General features: G+C 61.7%; 13 protein-coding genes. 4 read left to right on the forward strand and 9 right to left on the reverse strand.

The genetic code is table 11. The features are described from left to right. Positions 1-13 precede the first annotated feature (13 nt). On the forward strand, positions 14-211 hold the full coding sequence (locus tag J5M73_RS26355; RefSeq protein WP_007937254.1) for a YbdD/YjiX family protein: 198 nt from the start codon (positions 14-16) through the stop codon (positions 209-211). 114 nt (positions 212-325) lie between these two features. Then, complete coding sequence (yjiA, locus tag J5M73_RS26360) at positions 326-1,297, forward strand: GTPase (protein WP_102865429.1); 972 nt, start codon at positions 326-328, stop codon at positions 1,295-1,297. A gap of 23 nt (positions 1,298-1,320) precedes the next feature. On the opposite strand, the gene J5M73_RS26365 is transcribed toward yjiA, so the two are convergent. From J5M73_RS26365 to J5M73_RS26385, 5 genes are all read right to left on the reverse strand, one after another. Beyond that, a complete protein-coding gene (locus tag J5M73_RS26365) occupies positions 1,321-2,028 on the reverse strand; it encodes a GntR family transcriptional regulator (protein ID WP_102865430.1) in 708 nt (235 codons plus the stop codon). A 37-nt stretch (positions 2,029-2,065) separates the two neighbouring features. Beyond that, entirely contained in the window at positions 2,066-2,779 is a 714-nt protein-coding gene (locus J5M73_RS26370) for an FCD domain-containing protein (RefSeq protein WP_102865431.1), read from the reverse strand. A gap of 79 nt (positions 2,780-2,858) precedes the next feature. Further along, a complete protein-coding gene (locus tag J5M73_RS26375) occupies positions 2,859-4,172 on the reverse strand; it encodes a C4-dicarboxylate transporter DctA (protein WP_102865432.1) in 1,314 nt (437 codons plus the stop codon). A gap of 352 nt (positions 4,173-4,524) precedes the next feature. Then, positions 4,525-5,778 (reverse strand): serine hydroxymethyltransferase, encoded by a 1,254-nt coding sequence (glyA, locus tag J5M73_RS26380; RefSeq protein ID WP_102865433.1) that lies wholly within the window; start codon positions 5,776-5,778, stop codon positions 4,525-4,527. Positions 5,779-5,971: 193 nt separating this feature from the next. Then, positions 5,972-9,820, reverse strand: coding sequence for a bifunctional diguanylate cyclase/phosphodiesterase (locus tag J5M73_RS26385; protein WP_115580975.1), 3,849 nt, complete (start codon positions 9,818-9,820; stop codon positions 5,972-5,974). Between the two features lie 282 nt (positions 9,821-10,102). Here J5M73_RS26385 and ettA point away from each other — a divergent pair, with 282 nt between their 5' ends. Both ettA and gdhA read left to right on the forward strand, forming a co-directional pair. Beyond that, complete coding sequence (ettA, locus tag J5M73_RS26390) at positions 10,103-11,767, forward strand: energy-dependent translational throttle protein EttA (protein ID WP_092309880.1); 1,665 nt, start codon at positions 10,103-10,105, stop codon at positions 11,765-11,767. Between the two features lie 322 nt (positions 11,768-12,089). Next, a complete protein-coding gene (gene gdhA, locus J5M73_RS26395) occupies positions 12,090-13,427 on the forward strand; it encodes an NADP-specific glutamate dehydrogenase (protein ID WP_102865435.1) in 1,338 nt (445 codons plus the stop codon). A 6-nt stretch (positions 13,428-13,433) separates the two neighbouring features. Here the strand turns inward: gdhA and J5M73_RS26400 are convergent, their stop codons facing one another. From J5M73_RS26400 to J5M73_RS26415, 4 genes are all read right to left on the reverse strand, one after another. Continuing rightward, positions 13,434-13,925, reverse strand: a complete 492-nt coding sequence (locus J5M73_RS26400; protein ID WP_102865436.1) for a GreA/GreB family elongation factor — start codon at positions 13,923-13,925, stop codon at positions 13,434-13,436. 72 nt (positions 13,926-13,997) lie between these two features. Then, positions 13,998-14,354: a hypothetical protein gene (locus tag J5M73_RS26405; protein WP_102865437.1), complete on the reverse strand. Its 357-nt coding sequence runs from the start codon at positions 14,352-14,354 to the stop codon at positions 13,998-14,000. A 99-nt stretch (positions 14,355-14,453) separates the two neighbouring features. Further along, positions 14,454-16,307, reverse strand: coding sequence for a DUF4105 domain-containing protein (locus J5M73_RS26410; protein WP_102865438.1), 1,854 nt, complete (start codon positions 16,305-16,307; stop codon positions 14,454-14,456). A 92-nt stretch (positions 16,308-16,399) separates the two neighbouring features. Beyond that, a complete protein-coding gene (locus tag J5M73_RS26415; RefSeq protein WP_011063564.1) occupies positions 16,400-16,888 on the reverse strand; it encodes a DUF3015 domain-containing protein in 489 nt (162 codons plus the stop codon). Positions 16,889-16,965 lie beyond the last annotated feature (77 nt).

Genomic DNA, 16,965 nt, shown 5'->3' on the forward strand with positions numbered 1-16,965 from the left:
GAGGATTGCAACCATGTTCAATGACCTGAGTCGCCTCGGTAAATACCTCGGTCAGGCCGCGCGCCTGATGGTCGGCATGCCCGACTACGACAACTACGTCGAGCATATGCAAACCAAGCACCCGGACAAGCCGGTGATGTCGTACGAGGCGTTCTTCCGTGAACGCCAGGAAGCCCGGTACGGCGGCAAGGGCGGTCCGAAGTGCTGTTGAAGTACAGCGTGTAAGCCACACCCATGTAGGAGCCGGCTGCTCGGCGATAGCGCTCTGATTGACGCCATCGTCGGCCAGCCGGCTCCTACGTTTTTATGCGTGGGAGATCCTGTTTTGCAAAATCCTATTCCCGTCACCGTGCTCAGCGGTTTCCTCGGCGCCGGCAAGACCACTTTGCTGCGTCATCTGCTCAAGGCCGAGCACGGTTTGAAGATCGCCGTGATCGAGAATGAGTTCAGTGATGCCGGTATCGACACCCAGCTGCTGGGGGACGAGCCGGTCCAGGTCATGACCCTGTCCAATGGCTGTGTCTGCTGCACCATCCACACCGACCTGACCAAGGCCCTGTATCTGCTGCTGGAGCGCCTGGACAGTGGCGAGATCGCCTTTGATCGACTGGTGATCGAGTGCACCGGATTGGCCGACCCGGCTCCGGTGGCGCAGACCTTTTTCATTGATGAAGAGTTGCGTGAGCGCTACATCCTCGACGGCATCATCACCCTGGTGGATGCCAAGCACGCCGAGTTCCACCTGACCCAGACCATCGCCCAGGCGCAGATCGGCTTTGCCGACCGGCTGCTGGTGAGCAAGCGCGACCTGGTGGATGAGCAGACCTTCGAGGCCCTCAGCCAGCGCCTGACGCGGATCAACCGCCGGGCGCCGATTCGCCTGGTGGAGCACGGCCGGATCGATCTGGCGGAACTGCTGGATGTGCGGGGCTTCAACTTGAATGCTGATCTGGGCGGCGGCATCAGCCTGCGTCCGGTGAGCCCGGCACCCTCGGTGGATCGGATTTCCAGCCTGGTGCTGCGCACTGAACAGGCCCTGGATCTGGATCGCCTCAGCGAGTTCATGAATGAGCTGCTGGAGGATCATGGCAAGCAATTGTTGCGTTACAAGGGCGTGCTGAACGTGATCGACGAGCCACGGCGCATGGTGTTCCAGGGCGTGCTCAAGCTTTACGGCTTCGACTGGGATACCGAATGGGCTGAGGGCGAGGCGCGGGAGAGTGTGATGGTGTTCATTGCCGACGATCTGCCGGAAGAGAAGATCCGGCAGGGCTTCGAGAAGATGCTGGGGGGCTGAAGTCCTCGCTGGCCAGCCGACTCCTACAGGTCGGCGGGCGCTGTGCCTAGCAGGCGTTGTTCCAGGTGATCCAGGTGGCGGTTCATCAGGGCTTCGGCCTTTTCGACGTCAGCCGCCTGTAGCGCATCGATGATCGTCGCGTGCTCTTGCCAGGCGCAGCAGTGGCGGGCGCGGCCTTCAAACTGGGCGATGGCCAGGGAGGTCAGCGGCACCAGGCTGCCGAGAAACTGCGCCAGTGGGGCGTTGCCGGCCACTTCAGCCAGTTGCAGGTGGAACTCCCCGGACAGGCGGATGGCCGGGCCGCGTTGGTCGCGCTCAATGGCTTCACGTTCCCGGGCGATCAACTGTCGCAGGGACTGCAGCTGGCGCCGGGGTTGCTGGCAGGCCAGGCGCACCAGGGTGATTTCCGTCAGGCGCCGGGCGTGCAGGATCTGCCGGGTCTGCTCCAGGTCAGGAGCCGCGACCTGGGGGCGGTAATTGGGCCGCAGGATCACCACTTGCTGGTGGGACAAGCGCGCCAGGACCTGGCGGATGATGCTGCGGCTGACGCCGAAGGCCTGCCCGAGGCTGTCTTCGGTGAAGCGGCTGCCGGGTGCGATGCGCTGTTCGAGAATGGCGTCGAAGATCTGTGGATAGACATCATCGACCAGCAGTTTTTTTTCGCCGCACTGACGCCGAGGCAGGCTGGCCACCAGGGTGAAGGGGTTGTTTTTCAGGGCGTAGCTGACCATGGCCTGTCTCCAGTCCAGTTGCTGACTCGGGGGTTGATTACAGGGCGTTGGAGCCCAGGTGATCGTCCGGAATATTCAGTTCGATGCCCATGCGCTGGCCTTCCTGGAGGATGTGCCGACGCATCTCGGCGCTGGCCAGGGCGCTGTTCTTGTTGCGGATCGCCCGCACCACGGCTTCATTTTCTTCCAGGCGTTCGGCCAGGTGCTCCGGCGAATTGCGCAGGATCTGCGCACTTTGCTTGAGGGCATTGCTGGTCTGTTGCACCACGTTCTGGAAGATCGGGTTGCTGGTCAGGGTGAACAGTTCCTCGTGGAAGGCGATGTAGGCATTGACCCCGGCTTCGCTGTCATTGGCCTCCAGGGCTTCGCGCATGTCCATCAGGGTCAGGCGCAGCTGGCCGACTTCCTTGCTGCTGATGGATTGCGCCACCAGCCCGACGATGAAGGGCTCCAGGGTGTAGCGCAGTTGCAGCACGTCCTCGAGGCTGGCGCCGGCCACGCTGCGCTCGGCACCTTGGGCTTCGCTCTGGGGCGCATCCAGCACCACCACGCCCTTGCCAGGCATGGAGCGCACCAGGCCCAGGGTTTCCAGGACGATCACCGCTTCGCGCAGGCTGGGGCGGCTGATGCCCAGTTGCTCGGCCAATTCACGTTGCCCGGGCAGCATGTCGCCGGAGCGCCACTGGCCTCGGGCAAGGGCCGCCCGGAGCTTTTCTACCACTGAATTCACAACCGTTGACGAGCTGATCACTGTTGACTCCATGAGCTATCGGTAGCGCGCTGTTGCCGCGCTGATTGTTGTGCCTGCCGTCGGCAGGCACAAGGTTGGATCAAAATTCCTGCTGGTGGGCACCGGCCACCGGTTTTCGCGCCTGGAAGGTATAGCCCTGTTGACCACTGAGCACCTTGTTGGCCCGTTGCACGTCGATGTCCTTTTCCCAGCGGGCGATGGCCACGGTGGCCACGCAGTTGCCGATCAGATTGGTCAGGGCGCGACCGATGCCCATGAACCAGTCCACGGCCAGCACCAGCACCAGGCCCACCACCGGAATTGCCGGGATCGCGGTCAGGGTCGCGGCCAGGATCACCAGGGCCGAACCGGGAATGCCATGGGCGCCCTTGGAGGTGATCAGCGACACCAGGAGGATGGTCAACAGATCCGACATGGACAACGGCGTGCCGGTGGCATTGGCGATGAAGACGATGGCCAGGGTCAGGTAGATGGAGAAACCATCCAGGTTGAACGAGTAGCCGGTTGGAATCACCAGGCCCACGGTGGAGCTGCCAATGCCCAGGTGCTCCAGCTTGCGCATGATCTGCGGCAGGACGGCGTCGGAGGAGGCGGTGCCGAGAACGATCAGCAACTCTTCGCGCAGGTATTTGAGGAAGGGCAGCATGCGCAGGCCCGACAGGCGCATGACCAGGCCGAGGATCAGCGCGACGAAGGCGACGCAAGTCAGGTAGAACAGGCCCACTAGGCTGCCCAGGTGCTGCAGCGAATCCAGACCGTATTTGCTGGTGGTGAAGGCGATGGCGCCGAACACGCCGATGGGCGCCAGGCGCACGATCATGCCCATGATGCGGAAGATCACGTGGCTCAGTTCATTGATCAGCCGGGAGATGCCGGAGGCGGCTTCGCCCACCAGGTTCAGGGCACTGCCGAACAGCACCGAGAACAGCAGCACCTGGAGGATATTGTTCTCGGCAAAGGCGCCGATCACCGAGGTGGGGATCAGGTCCATGAGGAACTGGGTGGTGGTGTGCATGTGCTGGCCGCGCTGGGCGATATCGCCCATGTCGGCGGCGGACAGCTGCTCCAGGTGAATATTGGCGCCGCTGCCGATGCCGGTGCTGAAGGCCATGACCAGGCCGATCACCAGGGCGATGGTGGTGAGGATCTCGAAGTAGATCACTGATTTGAGGCCGATGCGGCCGACCTTCTTCAGGTCGCCGGCGCCGGAGATGCCGCTGACCACCACGCAGAACACGATCAGGCCGATGAGCATCTTGATCAGCTTGATGAAGCCGTCGCCCAGTGGTTTGAGTTGTGAGGAGTATTCGGGGAGGGTGAGGCCGCAGACGATGCCAAGCATCAGTCCGAGCACAACCTGGAGGAAAATCGAACGCGAGCACCATCTGAGCATGGGGAGGAATCCTGGTCGGTGTCCTGTCTGCCGTGTGCGGGGGAGCACAGCGGATGGAGGACTTAATTATTGTGGTCTTACCGGTATGTCCAGTGCAGGCGCAGTCTACGCTCGGGTTTTATGGGTTTACAAGAGGCTGAACGAAAATTGGCTTTACCGGTCTGACCAGTGGTTTTTCCTCCCCTGGCCACTGTAGCCGCTGCCGTAGGTTGCGATCGGCCGGAACGGCCGCCCGAGTATCTTGCGTTCGCAAGACCTCGCAGGCTCCTTTCAGCGCCTGGTGCGGCGGCCATCCAGGCACAAAAAAGCCCGGCGCTGGGCCGGGCTTTTTCTGTTGCGGTCTGCGGGCTGATTAAGCGCCGTATACCGGCAGCTTCTTGCAGATGGCCTTGACCTTCTCACGCACGGCGTCGATCACCGCTTCGTTGGACAGGTCCGCCAGGATGTCGCAGATCCAGCCGGCCAGTTCCTTGCACTCGGCTTCCTTGAAGCCACGGGTGGTCACGGCCGGTGTACCGAAGCGCAGGCCGGAGGTGACGAACGGGGAACGTGGGTCGTTAGGCACGGAGTTCTTGTTCACGGTGATGAACGCTTTGCCCAGAGCGGCGTCGGCGTCTTTACCGGAGATGTCCTGCTTGATCAGCGACAGCAGGAACAGGTGGTTCTTGGTACCACCGGAAACCACGTCGAAACCGCGTGCGATGAACACTTCGGCCATGGCTTGGGCGTTCTTCACCACTTGTTCCTGATAGGCCTTGAACTCTGGCTGCAGCGCTTCCTTGAAGCAGATCGCTTTAGCGGCGATCACGTGCTCCAGCGGGCCACCCTGGGCGCCCGGGAATACTGCGGAGTTCAGCTTCTTCTCGATGTCGGCGTTGGCGCGAGCCAGGATCAGGCCGCCACGTGGACCGCGCAGGGTCTTGTGGGTGGTGGTGGTGACCACGTCGGCGAATGGTACTGGGTTCGGGTAGACGCCAGCGGCGACCAGACCGGCCACGTGGGCCATGTCGACGAACAGGTAGGCACCGACCTTGTCAGCGATTTCGCGGAAACGCGGGAAGTCGAGGATCTGCGAGTAGGCGGAGAAACCGGCCACGATCATTTTCGGCTTGTGCTCAAGGGCCAGGCGCTCGACTTCGTCGTAGTCGATCAGGCCGTTGGCGTCGATGCCGTACTGAACAGCGTTGTACAGCTTGCCGGAGGAGGAAACGGCAGCACCGTGGGTCAGGTGACCACCGTGGGCCAGGCTCATGCCCAGGATGGTGTCGCCGCCTTGCAGCAGGGCCAGGTAGACCGCTGCGTTGGCTTGGGAGCCGGCGTGTGGCTGGACGTTGGCGTAGTCGGCGCCGAACAGCTCCTTGGCGCGATCAATGGCCAGTTGCTCAACCACGTCGACGTATTCGCAACCGCCGTAGTAGCGCTTGCCTGGGTAGCCTTCGGCGTATTTGTTGGTCAGTACCGAGCCTTGAGCTTCCATCACCGCTGGGCTGGTGTAGTTTTCCGAAGCGATCAGCTCAATGTGCTCTTCCTGACGCTGAGCTTCTTGCTCCATGGCGGCAAAGAGATCGGCGTCGTACTTGGCAATAGTCAAATCACGGCTGAACATGGCGGTCCTCAAGGATCGGGGGCAGAAAGGGGAGGCATTCTAACCCAATGGGTTTTAGATGGCATATGAAAGGACATCATGTCGCAGACAAGTGGCCTTCACGTAGTACGTGATCTCTCGTAGGAGCTGGCTTGCCAGCGAAAAGGCCCCTGAATCGCCTTCGCCGGCAAGCCGGCTCCTACGTACGCGGGGGTTAGTCGAACATGAACAGCGCGTCGTTGCTGAACTGCGCTTCGAAGCGGTTGGCTGGCATCGGCCGGCCGAACAGGTAGCCCTGGACCTCGTCGCAGCCGTGTTCGCGCAGGAACTCCAGCTGCTCGTGGGTTTCCACGCCCTCGGCGATTACCGCCAGGTTCAGGCTGTGGGCCATGGCGATAATGGCGCGGGCGATCTGCGCATCCTGTTCGCCGGACGGCAGGCCGTCGACGAAGGTGCGGTCGATCTTCAGCACGTCGATGGGGAACTGCTTGAGGTAGTTCAGCGATGAATAGCCGGTGCCGAAGTCGTCCACCGCGATGCTCAGGCCCAGATTCTTCAGGCCGTCGAGAATCTGCATCGCCTCGCTGACTTCGCGCATCAGGATACTTTCGGTGAGCTCCAGCTCCAGGCACGCCGGCGGCAGGCCGGTGTCCTTGAGGATGGTGGCGATGCGCATGCCCAGCTGGCCGTCGGAGAACTGCCGCGCGGAAATGTTCACCGAGACCTTCGGCACCCGCACCTTGGCCTGGTGCCAGGACTTGAGCTGGCGGCAGGCTTCGCTGATTACCCAGTCGCCCACATCCACCACCAGGCCCAGTTCTTCCAGGACCGGAATGAAGTCGCCCGGCGGCACCAGCCCGCGGCGCGGATGACGCCAGCGCAGCAGCGCCTCGGCACCGGTCAGGCGTTTGCCGTCGCCGCTGAACTGCGGCTGGTAATAGAGCACGAACTCTTCCTGTTCCAGGGCGTGGCGCAGGTCGCTTTCCAGCTCCAGGCGCTCCAGGGCACTGGCGTTCATGTCGGCCTGGTAGAACTGGAAGTTGTTCTTGCCGCGCTCCTTGGCGTGGTACATCGCGGTGTCGGCGTTCTTCATCAGCTGGCTCAGTTCTTTGCCGTCCTGAGGGCTCAGGGCGATGCCGATACTGGCGGTGACGAAGAACTCCCGACCTTCGAGGACGAAGGGCTTGACCAGGCTGGCGAGGATCTTCTCGGCCACATTGATGGCCCGGTTCAGGGCAATCTCGCGGCTGGCGCGCGGTTGCAGGAGCAGGGTGAATTCGTCGCCACCCATGCGCGCCACGGTGTCGTCATCGTCGACGCAACCCAACAGGCGGGTGGCCATTTCCTTGAGCATGCGATCGCCCGCCGCGTGGCCCAGGGAGTCGTTGATCGGCTTGAAACGGTCCAGATCGAGGAACATCAGCACCACCCAGGACTTCTGCCGCTCCGCCGATTGCAGCGCGGTGTGCAGACGGTCCTGGAACAGGGTGCGGTTGGGCAGGTGGGTCAGGGCGTCGTAGTAGGCCAGGCGGTGAATCCGCTGTTCACTGGCCTTGCGCTCGCTGATGTCGCTGAAGAAGCACACGTAGCTGGCCAGGTCGCCTTCATCGTCGAGCACGGCAGTGATGCCGACCCAGGCCGGGTAGTGCTCGCCATTGCGGCGCTTGAGCCAGACTTCGCCTTCCCAGCTGCTGTGCTGGTGCAACTGCTTGAGCACATAACGCAGGTGGGCTTCCTGCTGGTCGTCGACGGTGAGCATGTTCGGCAACTGGTCAAGCACCTGGGACACCGCGTAGCCGCTGACCCGGCTGAAGGCTTCGTTGGCCTGGACGATGTAGCCGGCAGGGTCGGTGATCAGGATCGCCGAGGTCGAGTGCTCGAATACCGTGGCCGCCATGCGCAGGTCTTTTTCCGCCCGGCGTTGCTGGCTGATATCGCGGCCAACCCCGAGTACGCCCTCGAAGGCGCCGTGTTCGTCCCACACCAGGACCAGGCGCAGTTCGATGGGGATCTTGCGCCCATCGGCTCGCAGGCAGTCGAACAGGAACAGCTGGGTCTGCACCTGGCTGCGCAACTGCGCCAGTTGCTCGGGTTTGTCCAGGGCCTTGCTGACCCGGTCCATCAGGGTGTAGATGCCGGCCAGTTGCTGTGGGTTGGCGATGGTGGACTGCCAGCCATTCTGGAAGATCCACTCCACGTCGTAGCCGAGCACCGCATGCACCGAGGGGCTGACGTAGTTCAGCGACAGCTTGTTGTCAGTGGAGAAGATCACGTCGCTGATGCTTTCGGCGAGCATGCGGTAGCGCTGTTCGCTGTCACGCAGCGACTCGCTGGCCTCGATCTGGTCGGTGATGTCCTTGGCCACGCCGATGATTCGCGTCACCTGGTCGTAGCGATCCCGGGCCAGGGCCTGTTCGCGGATCTCGAAGCGCCGCCACTGGCCGCTGCGGTGGCGGAAGCGCAGTTGGCATTGCAGGAGCTGGGCGTAGGCCGAGTGGCGCTGTTCCTGGCGCAGGCGGTGATAGAGGTCGGCGTCTTCCGGGTGCAGGAGGATTTCCCAGAAGTACTCGCCCATCTGGTGCAGTTCGGTCTTGTTGTAGCCGAGGGTCTGGCCCAGGTGGTGGTTGCTGAAGATCATCCGCTGGCTGATCACGTCCTGCACATACAGGTGATCGGGCACGGTGCGCACCACGTCCGACCAGAAACCTTCGCGCTCCAGCAGCGACAGCTCGATCAGCTTGCGGCTGGTGATGTCGCTGATGCTGAGGATCACGGCGCTGTAATCCTCTGTCGCTTCCGGCAGGCGCAGTACCAGCCATAGATGCTGGTCATTGCCTTGGGCGTCGCTGAGCTTGATCTCCAGTTCCAACTGTTTCTGCTGGTTGACCACGGCTTCCAGTAACTGGCCGCCGATGGCGTTGCCGTTCTTCGGGCAGCCTTCGATCAGTAGTTGCCAGGCCTGGTCGCTGGATTCGACATTGAGCAGGCGCAGCGCCACCTGATTGACTTCGGTGATGCGCAATTCTTTCAGCAACTGGCGAGGGTGGTCCGGATGGCTGGTTTGCCAGCGCTTGAGCTGCTCGCTGTTGTGTAAATGGTGTTGGCCGAGCAGCTCCGGGAGCCCGGAGATATCCAGGACGCAGAGGGCGACCCCTGTGCCCTCGAAAATATCCTGATAGCGTCGCCGGCCCTCGTGGAGCTGGCGTTGGCGCCGACGCATGTTGAGCAGGGCAATCACCGGCAGCAGGGAGAACGCCAGGCCCAGCAGGCACTTGCCGATAAAGGCCGGCAGCAGTTCCTCGATCACCGCCCGTTGGTCGAACAGCCCGCGCAGTTGCCAGTCGCTATTGTTCAAAGGCACCAGCAGCACACTGCTGGCCATCTCGTCGGGGGCCAGCATGCCTGGGGTCGGGGCGCTGCGTTCATCGCGCTTGATCACCTGTCGGCTCAGGCGATTCTCGATCACCCAAGTCGGCTTGAAACCTTCCTCGCTTTGCCGCACCAGGGTCTGCAGGAAACTGGGGGACATGCGCAGTACCCAGAAACTGCGAGTCGAGCCACTGGCCTGGTGCAGCAAGACATGCACCACTGAACCGTCGGCAGGATTGCTGTAGTAATAGCGCTGGGAACGGCTGCGCTGGACCAGTTCGGCGAGCCAGAGAGCATCCTGGCTGTCGGCGGCACTGTCGCTGAGGATCTGCCCCTGGCTGTCCAGCAGGGCGAAACTGCGGACGTCCGGCAGGGAGCGCTGGAGCTTTTGCAGCAGTTGCTGTTGTTGCTGGCTGTCTTGGGGGGCTTCGACGGTCGGTAGCAGATTGAGGGCGATCTGGGCATTGAGCGCCAGGTTCAGGCTCAGGTGGTCGGCCAGATCGGCGCTGTAGTCGATGGCGTGCTGGCGCTGGTCCTTGCGGGTTTGCTGCAGTTGATCGAGCAGTTGCCAGAACAACAGGGCCAGGAGCAATAGCACCAGCGTCGCCAGTGCGCCTTTGAGTGTGCCCCGCAAAGGAAGGGCCGACGCGGAGGCTTTAGCGCGCGCGGGCTGTGGCGAAATGACGTTGGACAAGCTGTGATCCTGCGGTTTGGCTGGGCTGGCGCGACGTGCACTATAAGCCGGACGCCCGAAGGGCGGCTAGCATGCCTTGAGTTGTGGCAAAGTGCCAGTCCCGCTTGGCTGGACCTGGATCGTGCATTGAGGTAGTTTTGCCGGTTACGCGGGAGCGTTCCAGCTCCAAACAATCAGGCTTTTTCCGCCCGTCGGTATTGATCATGGTCAATGCCGGTGCCGCGCATGGCCTGGCCCGGGCCCGGCCCGTTCTATTCATCTGTCACTGACGCTAGGTTCACCATGGCTCAATACGTCTTCACCATGCATCGGCTGGGCAAAGTTGTTCCGCCGAAGCGGGAAATCCTGAAAAACATCTCCCTGTCTTTTTTCCCCGGCGCCAAGATCGGCGTACTGGGCCTCAACGGTTCGGGTAAGTCCACGCTGCTGAAAATCATGGCCGGTGTCGATACCGAGTTCGAAGGTGAAGCCCGTCCGATGCCGGACCTGAACATCGGCTACCTGCCTCAGGAACCACAACTGGATCCAACCAAGACTGTGCGTGAAGTGGTCGAGGAAGCAGTGAGCGTGATCAAGGACGCCCAGGCACGCCTGGACGAAGTCTACGCCGCCTACGCCGAGCCGGATGCCGATTTCGACAAGCTGGCCGCCGAGCAGGCCAAGCTGGAAGCCATCCTGCAAGCCAGCGACGGTCATAACCTGGAGCGCCAGCTGGAAGTGGCCGCCGACGCCCTGCGCCTACCGGCCTGGGACGCCAAGGTCGAGCACCTGTCCGGTGGTGAAAAGCGTCGTGTGGCCCTGTGCCGCCTGCTGCTGTCCGCCCCCGACATGCTGCTGCTCGACGAGCCAACCAACCACCTGGATGCCGATTCCGTGGCCTGGCTGGAACACTTCCTCCACGACTTCCCAGGCACCGTGGTCGCGATTACGCACGACCGTTACTTCCTGGACAACGTCGCCGGTTGGATTCTCGAACTCGACCGCGGCGCCGGTATTCCTTACGAGGGCAACTATTCGGGTTGGCTGGAAGCCAAGTCCGCGCGTCTGGCCCAGGAATCCAAGCAGCAGTCGGCCCATGAAAAGGCCATGAAGGAAGAGCTGGAGTGGGTGCGCAAAGGCGCCAAGGCTCGCCAGTCGAAATCCAAGGCTCGTCTGCAACGCTTCGAGGAAATGCAGTCCCAGGAATTCCAGAAGCGCAGCGAAACCAACGAGATCTATATCCCGGCCGGTCCGCGCCTGGGTGACAAGGTCATCGAGTTCAAGAACGTCACCAAGGGCTACGGCGATCGCGTGCTGATCGACAACCTGTCGTTCTCCATGCCCAAAGGCGCCATTGTCGGCGTGATCGGTGGTAACGGTGCCGGTAAATCGACCCTGTTCCGCATGCTAATGGGCAAGGAAACCCCGGATTCGGGCAGCATCGAGATCGGTGAAACCGTGCAGCTTGCCTGTGTGGATCAGAGCCGTGAGGACCTGGACGGCAGCAAGACCGTGTTCCAGCAGATTTCCGACGGTTCCGACCAGATCCGCATTGGTAACTACGAGATCCCGTCGCGTACCTACGTCGGTCGCTTCAACTTCAAGGGTGGCGACCAGCAGAAGTTCGTCAAGGACCTGTCCGGTGGTGAGCGTGGCCGTCTGCACCTGGCCCTGACCCTGAAAGAGGGCGGCAACGTCCTGCTGCTCGACGAACCGTCCAACGACCTCGACGTCGAAACCTTGCGTTCCCTGGAAGAAGCCCTGCTGGACTTCCCGGGCGCCGCCATTGTGATTTCCCACGATCGGTGGTTCCTGGACCGGGTGGCCACTCACATCCTGGCGTACGAAGACGATTCGCAAGCGGTGTTCTTCGAAGGCAACTACACCGAGTACGAAGCCGATCGCAAGAAGCGCCTGGGCGAAGCCGCAGCGCAACCGCACCGTGTGCGGCACAAGAAGCTGGCCTGATCGGTTCGCTGCTTGAAAAAAACGGAGCCTTCGGGCTCCGTTTTTTTTGTTCGCCGGTAAGCCGGCGCCTAGAAAAATACTGCCGTTGCGGTAGGCGTCGGCTGACCGGCGAAGGGTTTTCTGCGGCTCCCCAAAAACGTGCAGGCCATGCAATTTGTGCCACCAAATCCGTGCACAAAATCCCTGGAAATCGTCGTCATTTATATGTAATGCACCATTTAAATTCATATCTGCGACATTTTGCGCTGTCGCGGTGCGAGTTGAATTGATAAAGTCCCGGGCAAATCTCCCCTTAACGACAATAAATTTGCCGAGACTTCCCATGATCGAATCCGTCGAAGATTTCCTCGCCCGCCTGAAAAAGCGCGATCCGGACCAACCTGAGTTTCATCAGGCGGTGGAAGAGGTCCTGCGCAGCCTCTGGCCATTTCTCGAGGCCAATCCGCACTATCTGAGCTCCGGTATTCTCGAGCGAATCTGCGAACCGGAACGCACTGTGGTGTTTCGCGTGTCCTGGGTCGACGATCAGGGCAAGGTCCGGGTCAATCGCGGTTTCCGCATCCAGATGAACAGCGCCATCGGTCCCTACAAGGGCGGCTTGCGCTTCCATCCGTCGGTCAACATGGGGGTGCTGAAATTCCTTGCCTTCGAGCAGACCTTCAAGAATTCCCTGACGTCCCTGCCCATGGGCGGCGGCAAGGGTGGCTCCGACTTCAATCCCAAAGGCAAGAGCGATGCTGAAGTGATGCGCTTCTGCCAAGCCTTCATGACCGAGCTGTACCGGCATATCGGTGCCGATGTGGACGTGCCGGCGGGAGACATTGGTGTGGGGGCCCGGGAAATCGGTTTCCTCTTCGGTCAGTACAAGCGCTTGAGCAACCAGTTCACTTCAGTTTTTACGGGCAAGGGCATCAGCTACGGCGGCAGTCTTATCCGCCCGGAGGCCACAGGTTTCGGTTGCGTGTACTTCGCCGAGGAGATGCTCAAGCGTCGTGGCGACCGGGTCGAGGGCAAGCGCGTGGCGATCTCAGGTTCCGGCAACGTGGCGCAATATGCCGCGCGCAAGGTGATGGACCTGGGGGGCAAGGTGATTTCCCTGTCTGACTCCGAGGGCACCTTGTATTGCGAATCGGGCTTGAGCGAAGACCAATGGCTGGCGGTGCTGGAGCTGAAGAACGTCACCCGCGGGCGGATCAGCGAGCTGGCAAGCCGCTTCGGCCTGGAGTTCCGGGCCGCTAAGACGCCATGGGACCTGGCCTGCGACATCGCCCTGCCGTGCGCCACACAGAACGAACTGGATGCCGATGCTGCCCGCAGCTTGCTGCGCAACGGCTGCACCTGTGTTGCCGAAGGCGCCAACATGCCCACCACCCTGGAGGCTGTGGATATCTTTATCGACGCCGGCATTCTGTTTGCGCCGGGCAAGGCATCCAATGCCGGCGGAGTGGCGGTGAGCGGGCTGGAGATGTCGCAGAACGCCATGCGCCTGCTCTGGACTGCCGGTGAAGTGGACAGCAAGCTGCACGCCATCATGCAGTCGATCCACCATGCTTGCGTGCATTACGGCGAAGAGAACGGTCGGATCAACTACGTCAAAGGGGCGAACATCGCCGGCTTCGTCAAGGTTGCCGATGCCATGCTGGCCCAGGGCGTGGTCTGAGCCGTCTCAGGCCAGTTCGATTCGGATGATTTCGATCAACTGATCCCCAGCCGGCCGTTGCCACAGGACTTCGTCACCGGGTTGCGCCCCCATCAGGGCACGGCCCAGGGGCGAGGCCCAATTGATCAGGCCTCTGGCGGCATCGGCTTGATCTTCACCAACCAGCTGCACACTCTGTTGCTGATCCTGTTCATCGGCGAAGGTCACCCGGTTGCCGATCTGCACCTTGTCGCAGGTGCTCGCATTGACCACCTGGGCGCTGTGCAGGCGTGACGAGAAATAGCGCAGGTCCCGTTCCAGTTCCGCCACCTGCTGCTGGTCTGCGGCGTCCCCCAAGTCGGTTTGTGCCGAGTGCTGGCTGTGCAGTTCTGCCACCTTGGCCTGCAACTCGGCAAAACCCAGGGGCGTGACGTAGTTGGGCAGGGTGCTGATCTGACGTTCCACGGGTTGCTCGACCTGGGCTGCGGCCAGATCTTCATTGACGAAAGCGCGGCTCATGGTTGTTCTCCTTAAAGGGAGCGATGGACCATGGTTGCAGGCTTTTGACCCGGGCGGTTAGCTGAAAACGACTTACTGCGAGCGATAGGCCCGAGCCGCGTCACGGTCCTTCTCCTGCTGCCAGGCACGTTCCCGTTCGTTCCAGTGACGTTCCCGGTTCTCATTGCGGTCCTGGTTCTCCAGCATGCCCTGGCACTGGCGGAAACCATCGTTCCAGCCCTCGGCATACTGCGGGTCCTTGAGGTAGCGCGGAACGTCCTTGCGATACTCCCCGCTGATCGATCCTGCCGCCTGACGGTCGCTGACGCAGCCAGCGTCGAAGCCGTCGACAAAGGCCGGCGGATAGCCTTGCTTGAGCAAATACTCGTGGTTCGACTCACAACCACCGATCAGTGCCAGTGCCAGCACTGCCCAACCATAACGCCACATCGAGTCACTCCCAGGCTTCACCTGAGTGAAGTCTAGAAGGGCGATTGTCGGCGACGCGTGAAAACCTTGTCGCTGGCAACTTGAGGCTTGCAGCTGTTCTTAATAGTGATACCACTTGAGTTCGAGCATGACTTCGTTGACCGGGCTAGCCAATTGGCTGAACTCGCGCTGCGCGCTCAGGCGCAGGCCCAGGTTGCGGGACAGTTCCCATTGCTGGTTGAGGCTCAGGCTGCGGCGCACTTCGCCGTTGGTGAAGTAATCGCCCTTGGCTTCGAGGCTGAAGTTGCCCAGTGGGTTCTTCCACAGCAGCCCGGAGTTGAAGCCTGCCGCCGGGGCGATGAACCCGGCGAAGTCGGCGTTGTGTTCTACCCGCACTGTGCCCAGGACAAAACCCAGGGTGTCCTCGCCCAACTGCCAGGTACCGCCGGCGCCGCCGTTGACGTGGCTGACCAGGGTTTCATCGTCGTGCTTGCCAGGCACCCGCTCCAGGCCGCCAGTGACTTGCCAGGACCAGGGTTGCAGCAGTTCGTTGCGTGGAGTCAGGGAGCGGATGGTCGCCAGGTCCAGTTGTTGCAACTGCCAGCGGTTGCCTTCGTACTGGCGCAGTTTCATCTGCAGGATTTCGATCTGCGCCCCCAATGGGAAACCCTCGGCGTTGTCATTGAGGTCGTGGTAGGCCATGCGCAGGCCGTATTCGGCGAAGGCCTTGTCGTCCCGGGTTCCGAGCCCCAGTTGCCAGGTACGGGACTGGTGACCATCTTCCGGCAGGCCGGGGCGTTCGATCTGTAGTTCCGGCGCGGGGTTCTGGTTGATTGCCCGCAACAGTTCGAAGCTGCGCTGGGAGCGCTCGGTATCGCGTTCCAGCCCGTTGGCCCGGTAACGCTCAAGGCGATAGGCGGCGTCGACGATCAAGGCCTGGCGAGCCCGCGGCAGGGCCTTGAACTCGGCGCCCTGCAGTTGTTTCTGATCGGCGCTGACCTTTAGTACCCATTGCTGTTCGTCGTGGCTCAGGGGCTGGGCGCGGCTGAGCAGCTCCCGCTCCCGGGACGGGCGATAGTCGATGCGCTCCACCAGCCCGGCGTCCTTGACCGCCTTCACCGTGTCGGTGGGAATGGCGGTCAAGGGGAATTGTCCGGTCAGGCGCAGGCTGGGCCTGGCGACTTGTAGCAACTCCAGCAGGCGGTAGGAGCAGTTCTCGTCGAAGAAGAAGTAGTCGAACTTGATCTGCTTGAGTTCCCAGACATGCTCCACCATGCGCTCGGTTTCAACTGGCGTCAGGTTCAGGCGGTACTCCCACAGGTCGCGGTTTTCCAGGCTGCGGTACTCCGAAAGCTTCTCCTGGTAGGGCACCAGGGCGAACAGTCCGGGGTAGCCGCCCATCAGGCCTTTCCACGCGTAGAGGATGCTGTTGTCCGAACCTTCGATATAGGCACCGAAGTTGATCGCGTAGCTGAGCAGGGCCGTGTTGTTGCTTTGTACGTCGGCCTGGTCGATGCGTAGCAGGGTATGGCCGAACATCGAGGAGGGGCTGTTGAGGTAGGCCGCGGGGAAAATCATCACGGTGCTGTGGGGCGAGACATCCTTGAACCATTGTTTGAATTCGGTGCACTCGACCTGGGGCAAGTCATTCAGCCCCAATTGTGCCTTGAGCCAGCGGGTGCGGGACGGATAGACGCACTGCGCATGCCGGTCACCGGCGTCGGGGGCAGCGTAGAGGGCGTTCAGCGTCGCGCTCAGCTCGGCGTCGGGATGGTGGGCGCCATCGGTTGCGAGGAAGAACTTCGGATCACTGACATAACTGCGCCAGCCGCCCAGTTTGGCGGTTTCATAGTGTCCGATGGAAATCCAGAACGGGTCATTGGCCAGTTGCTGCAAACGTTGGGGATCGATGTGGGGCGCGGCATACAGCGGGGCGCAGACAAAGAGCGCCAGGTAGGCAAGGCGTTTGAGCATGGTGGGCAACTTAAGTCGGAAATACAAAGACCCAAGATGGGCAAGGTCAAGAAAACAAAACCCGCTCCCCGGAGGGAGCGGGCGGGTCGAGCTTAAGCTGGAGTGGCGTATTTCGCCAGGCGCGCATCGTTCTTCAACACGGCCAGGGTATTGGTGTGCACATCTTCCGCGGTCACGTCAGCCTTGCTGAAGATCTGTTGGAAGTGTTCGTGGGTGACCGCAGCAAAGTGCGCACGGTCTTCAGGGGCGACACCGAGTACCACGGCGTAGGTGGTCAAGGCTTCGCCTTGGCCCTTGGCCATGTCTTCGGAGAGCTCGTTCATCATGCCGTTCATGGCAAACCAGGATTTACCACCGTAAGTCAGTGATGCATTGGTGGAGCAGCCGTTGGTGCCGGAAGTCATGCCGAAGGTCGCGTTACCGGAGGTGCCGTTGGTGGTGGAAGCCAGGAAGTGCGCTGGAGTACCACGCTGACCTTCGAACAGCATGTTGCCCCAGCCGCAATCCGGACCACCTGGCGCCTGAGCCATGGCGTTGAGGGATACAGCGGTGAAAAGAGTACCGAGAAGAATCCGTTTCATAGCGTTGTTCTCTTTGTGTGCATACCAATGGACAGGGAGACTGGCGCTGATTGGCGCCAGTGGGCCGGTTATCTATC

Source organism: Pseudomonas sp. 50_B (assembly GCF_017491625.1).
GTDB lineage: Bacteria > Pseudomonadota > Gammaproteobacteria > Pseudomonadales > Pseudomonadaceae > Aquipseudomonas > Aquipseudomonas danubii.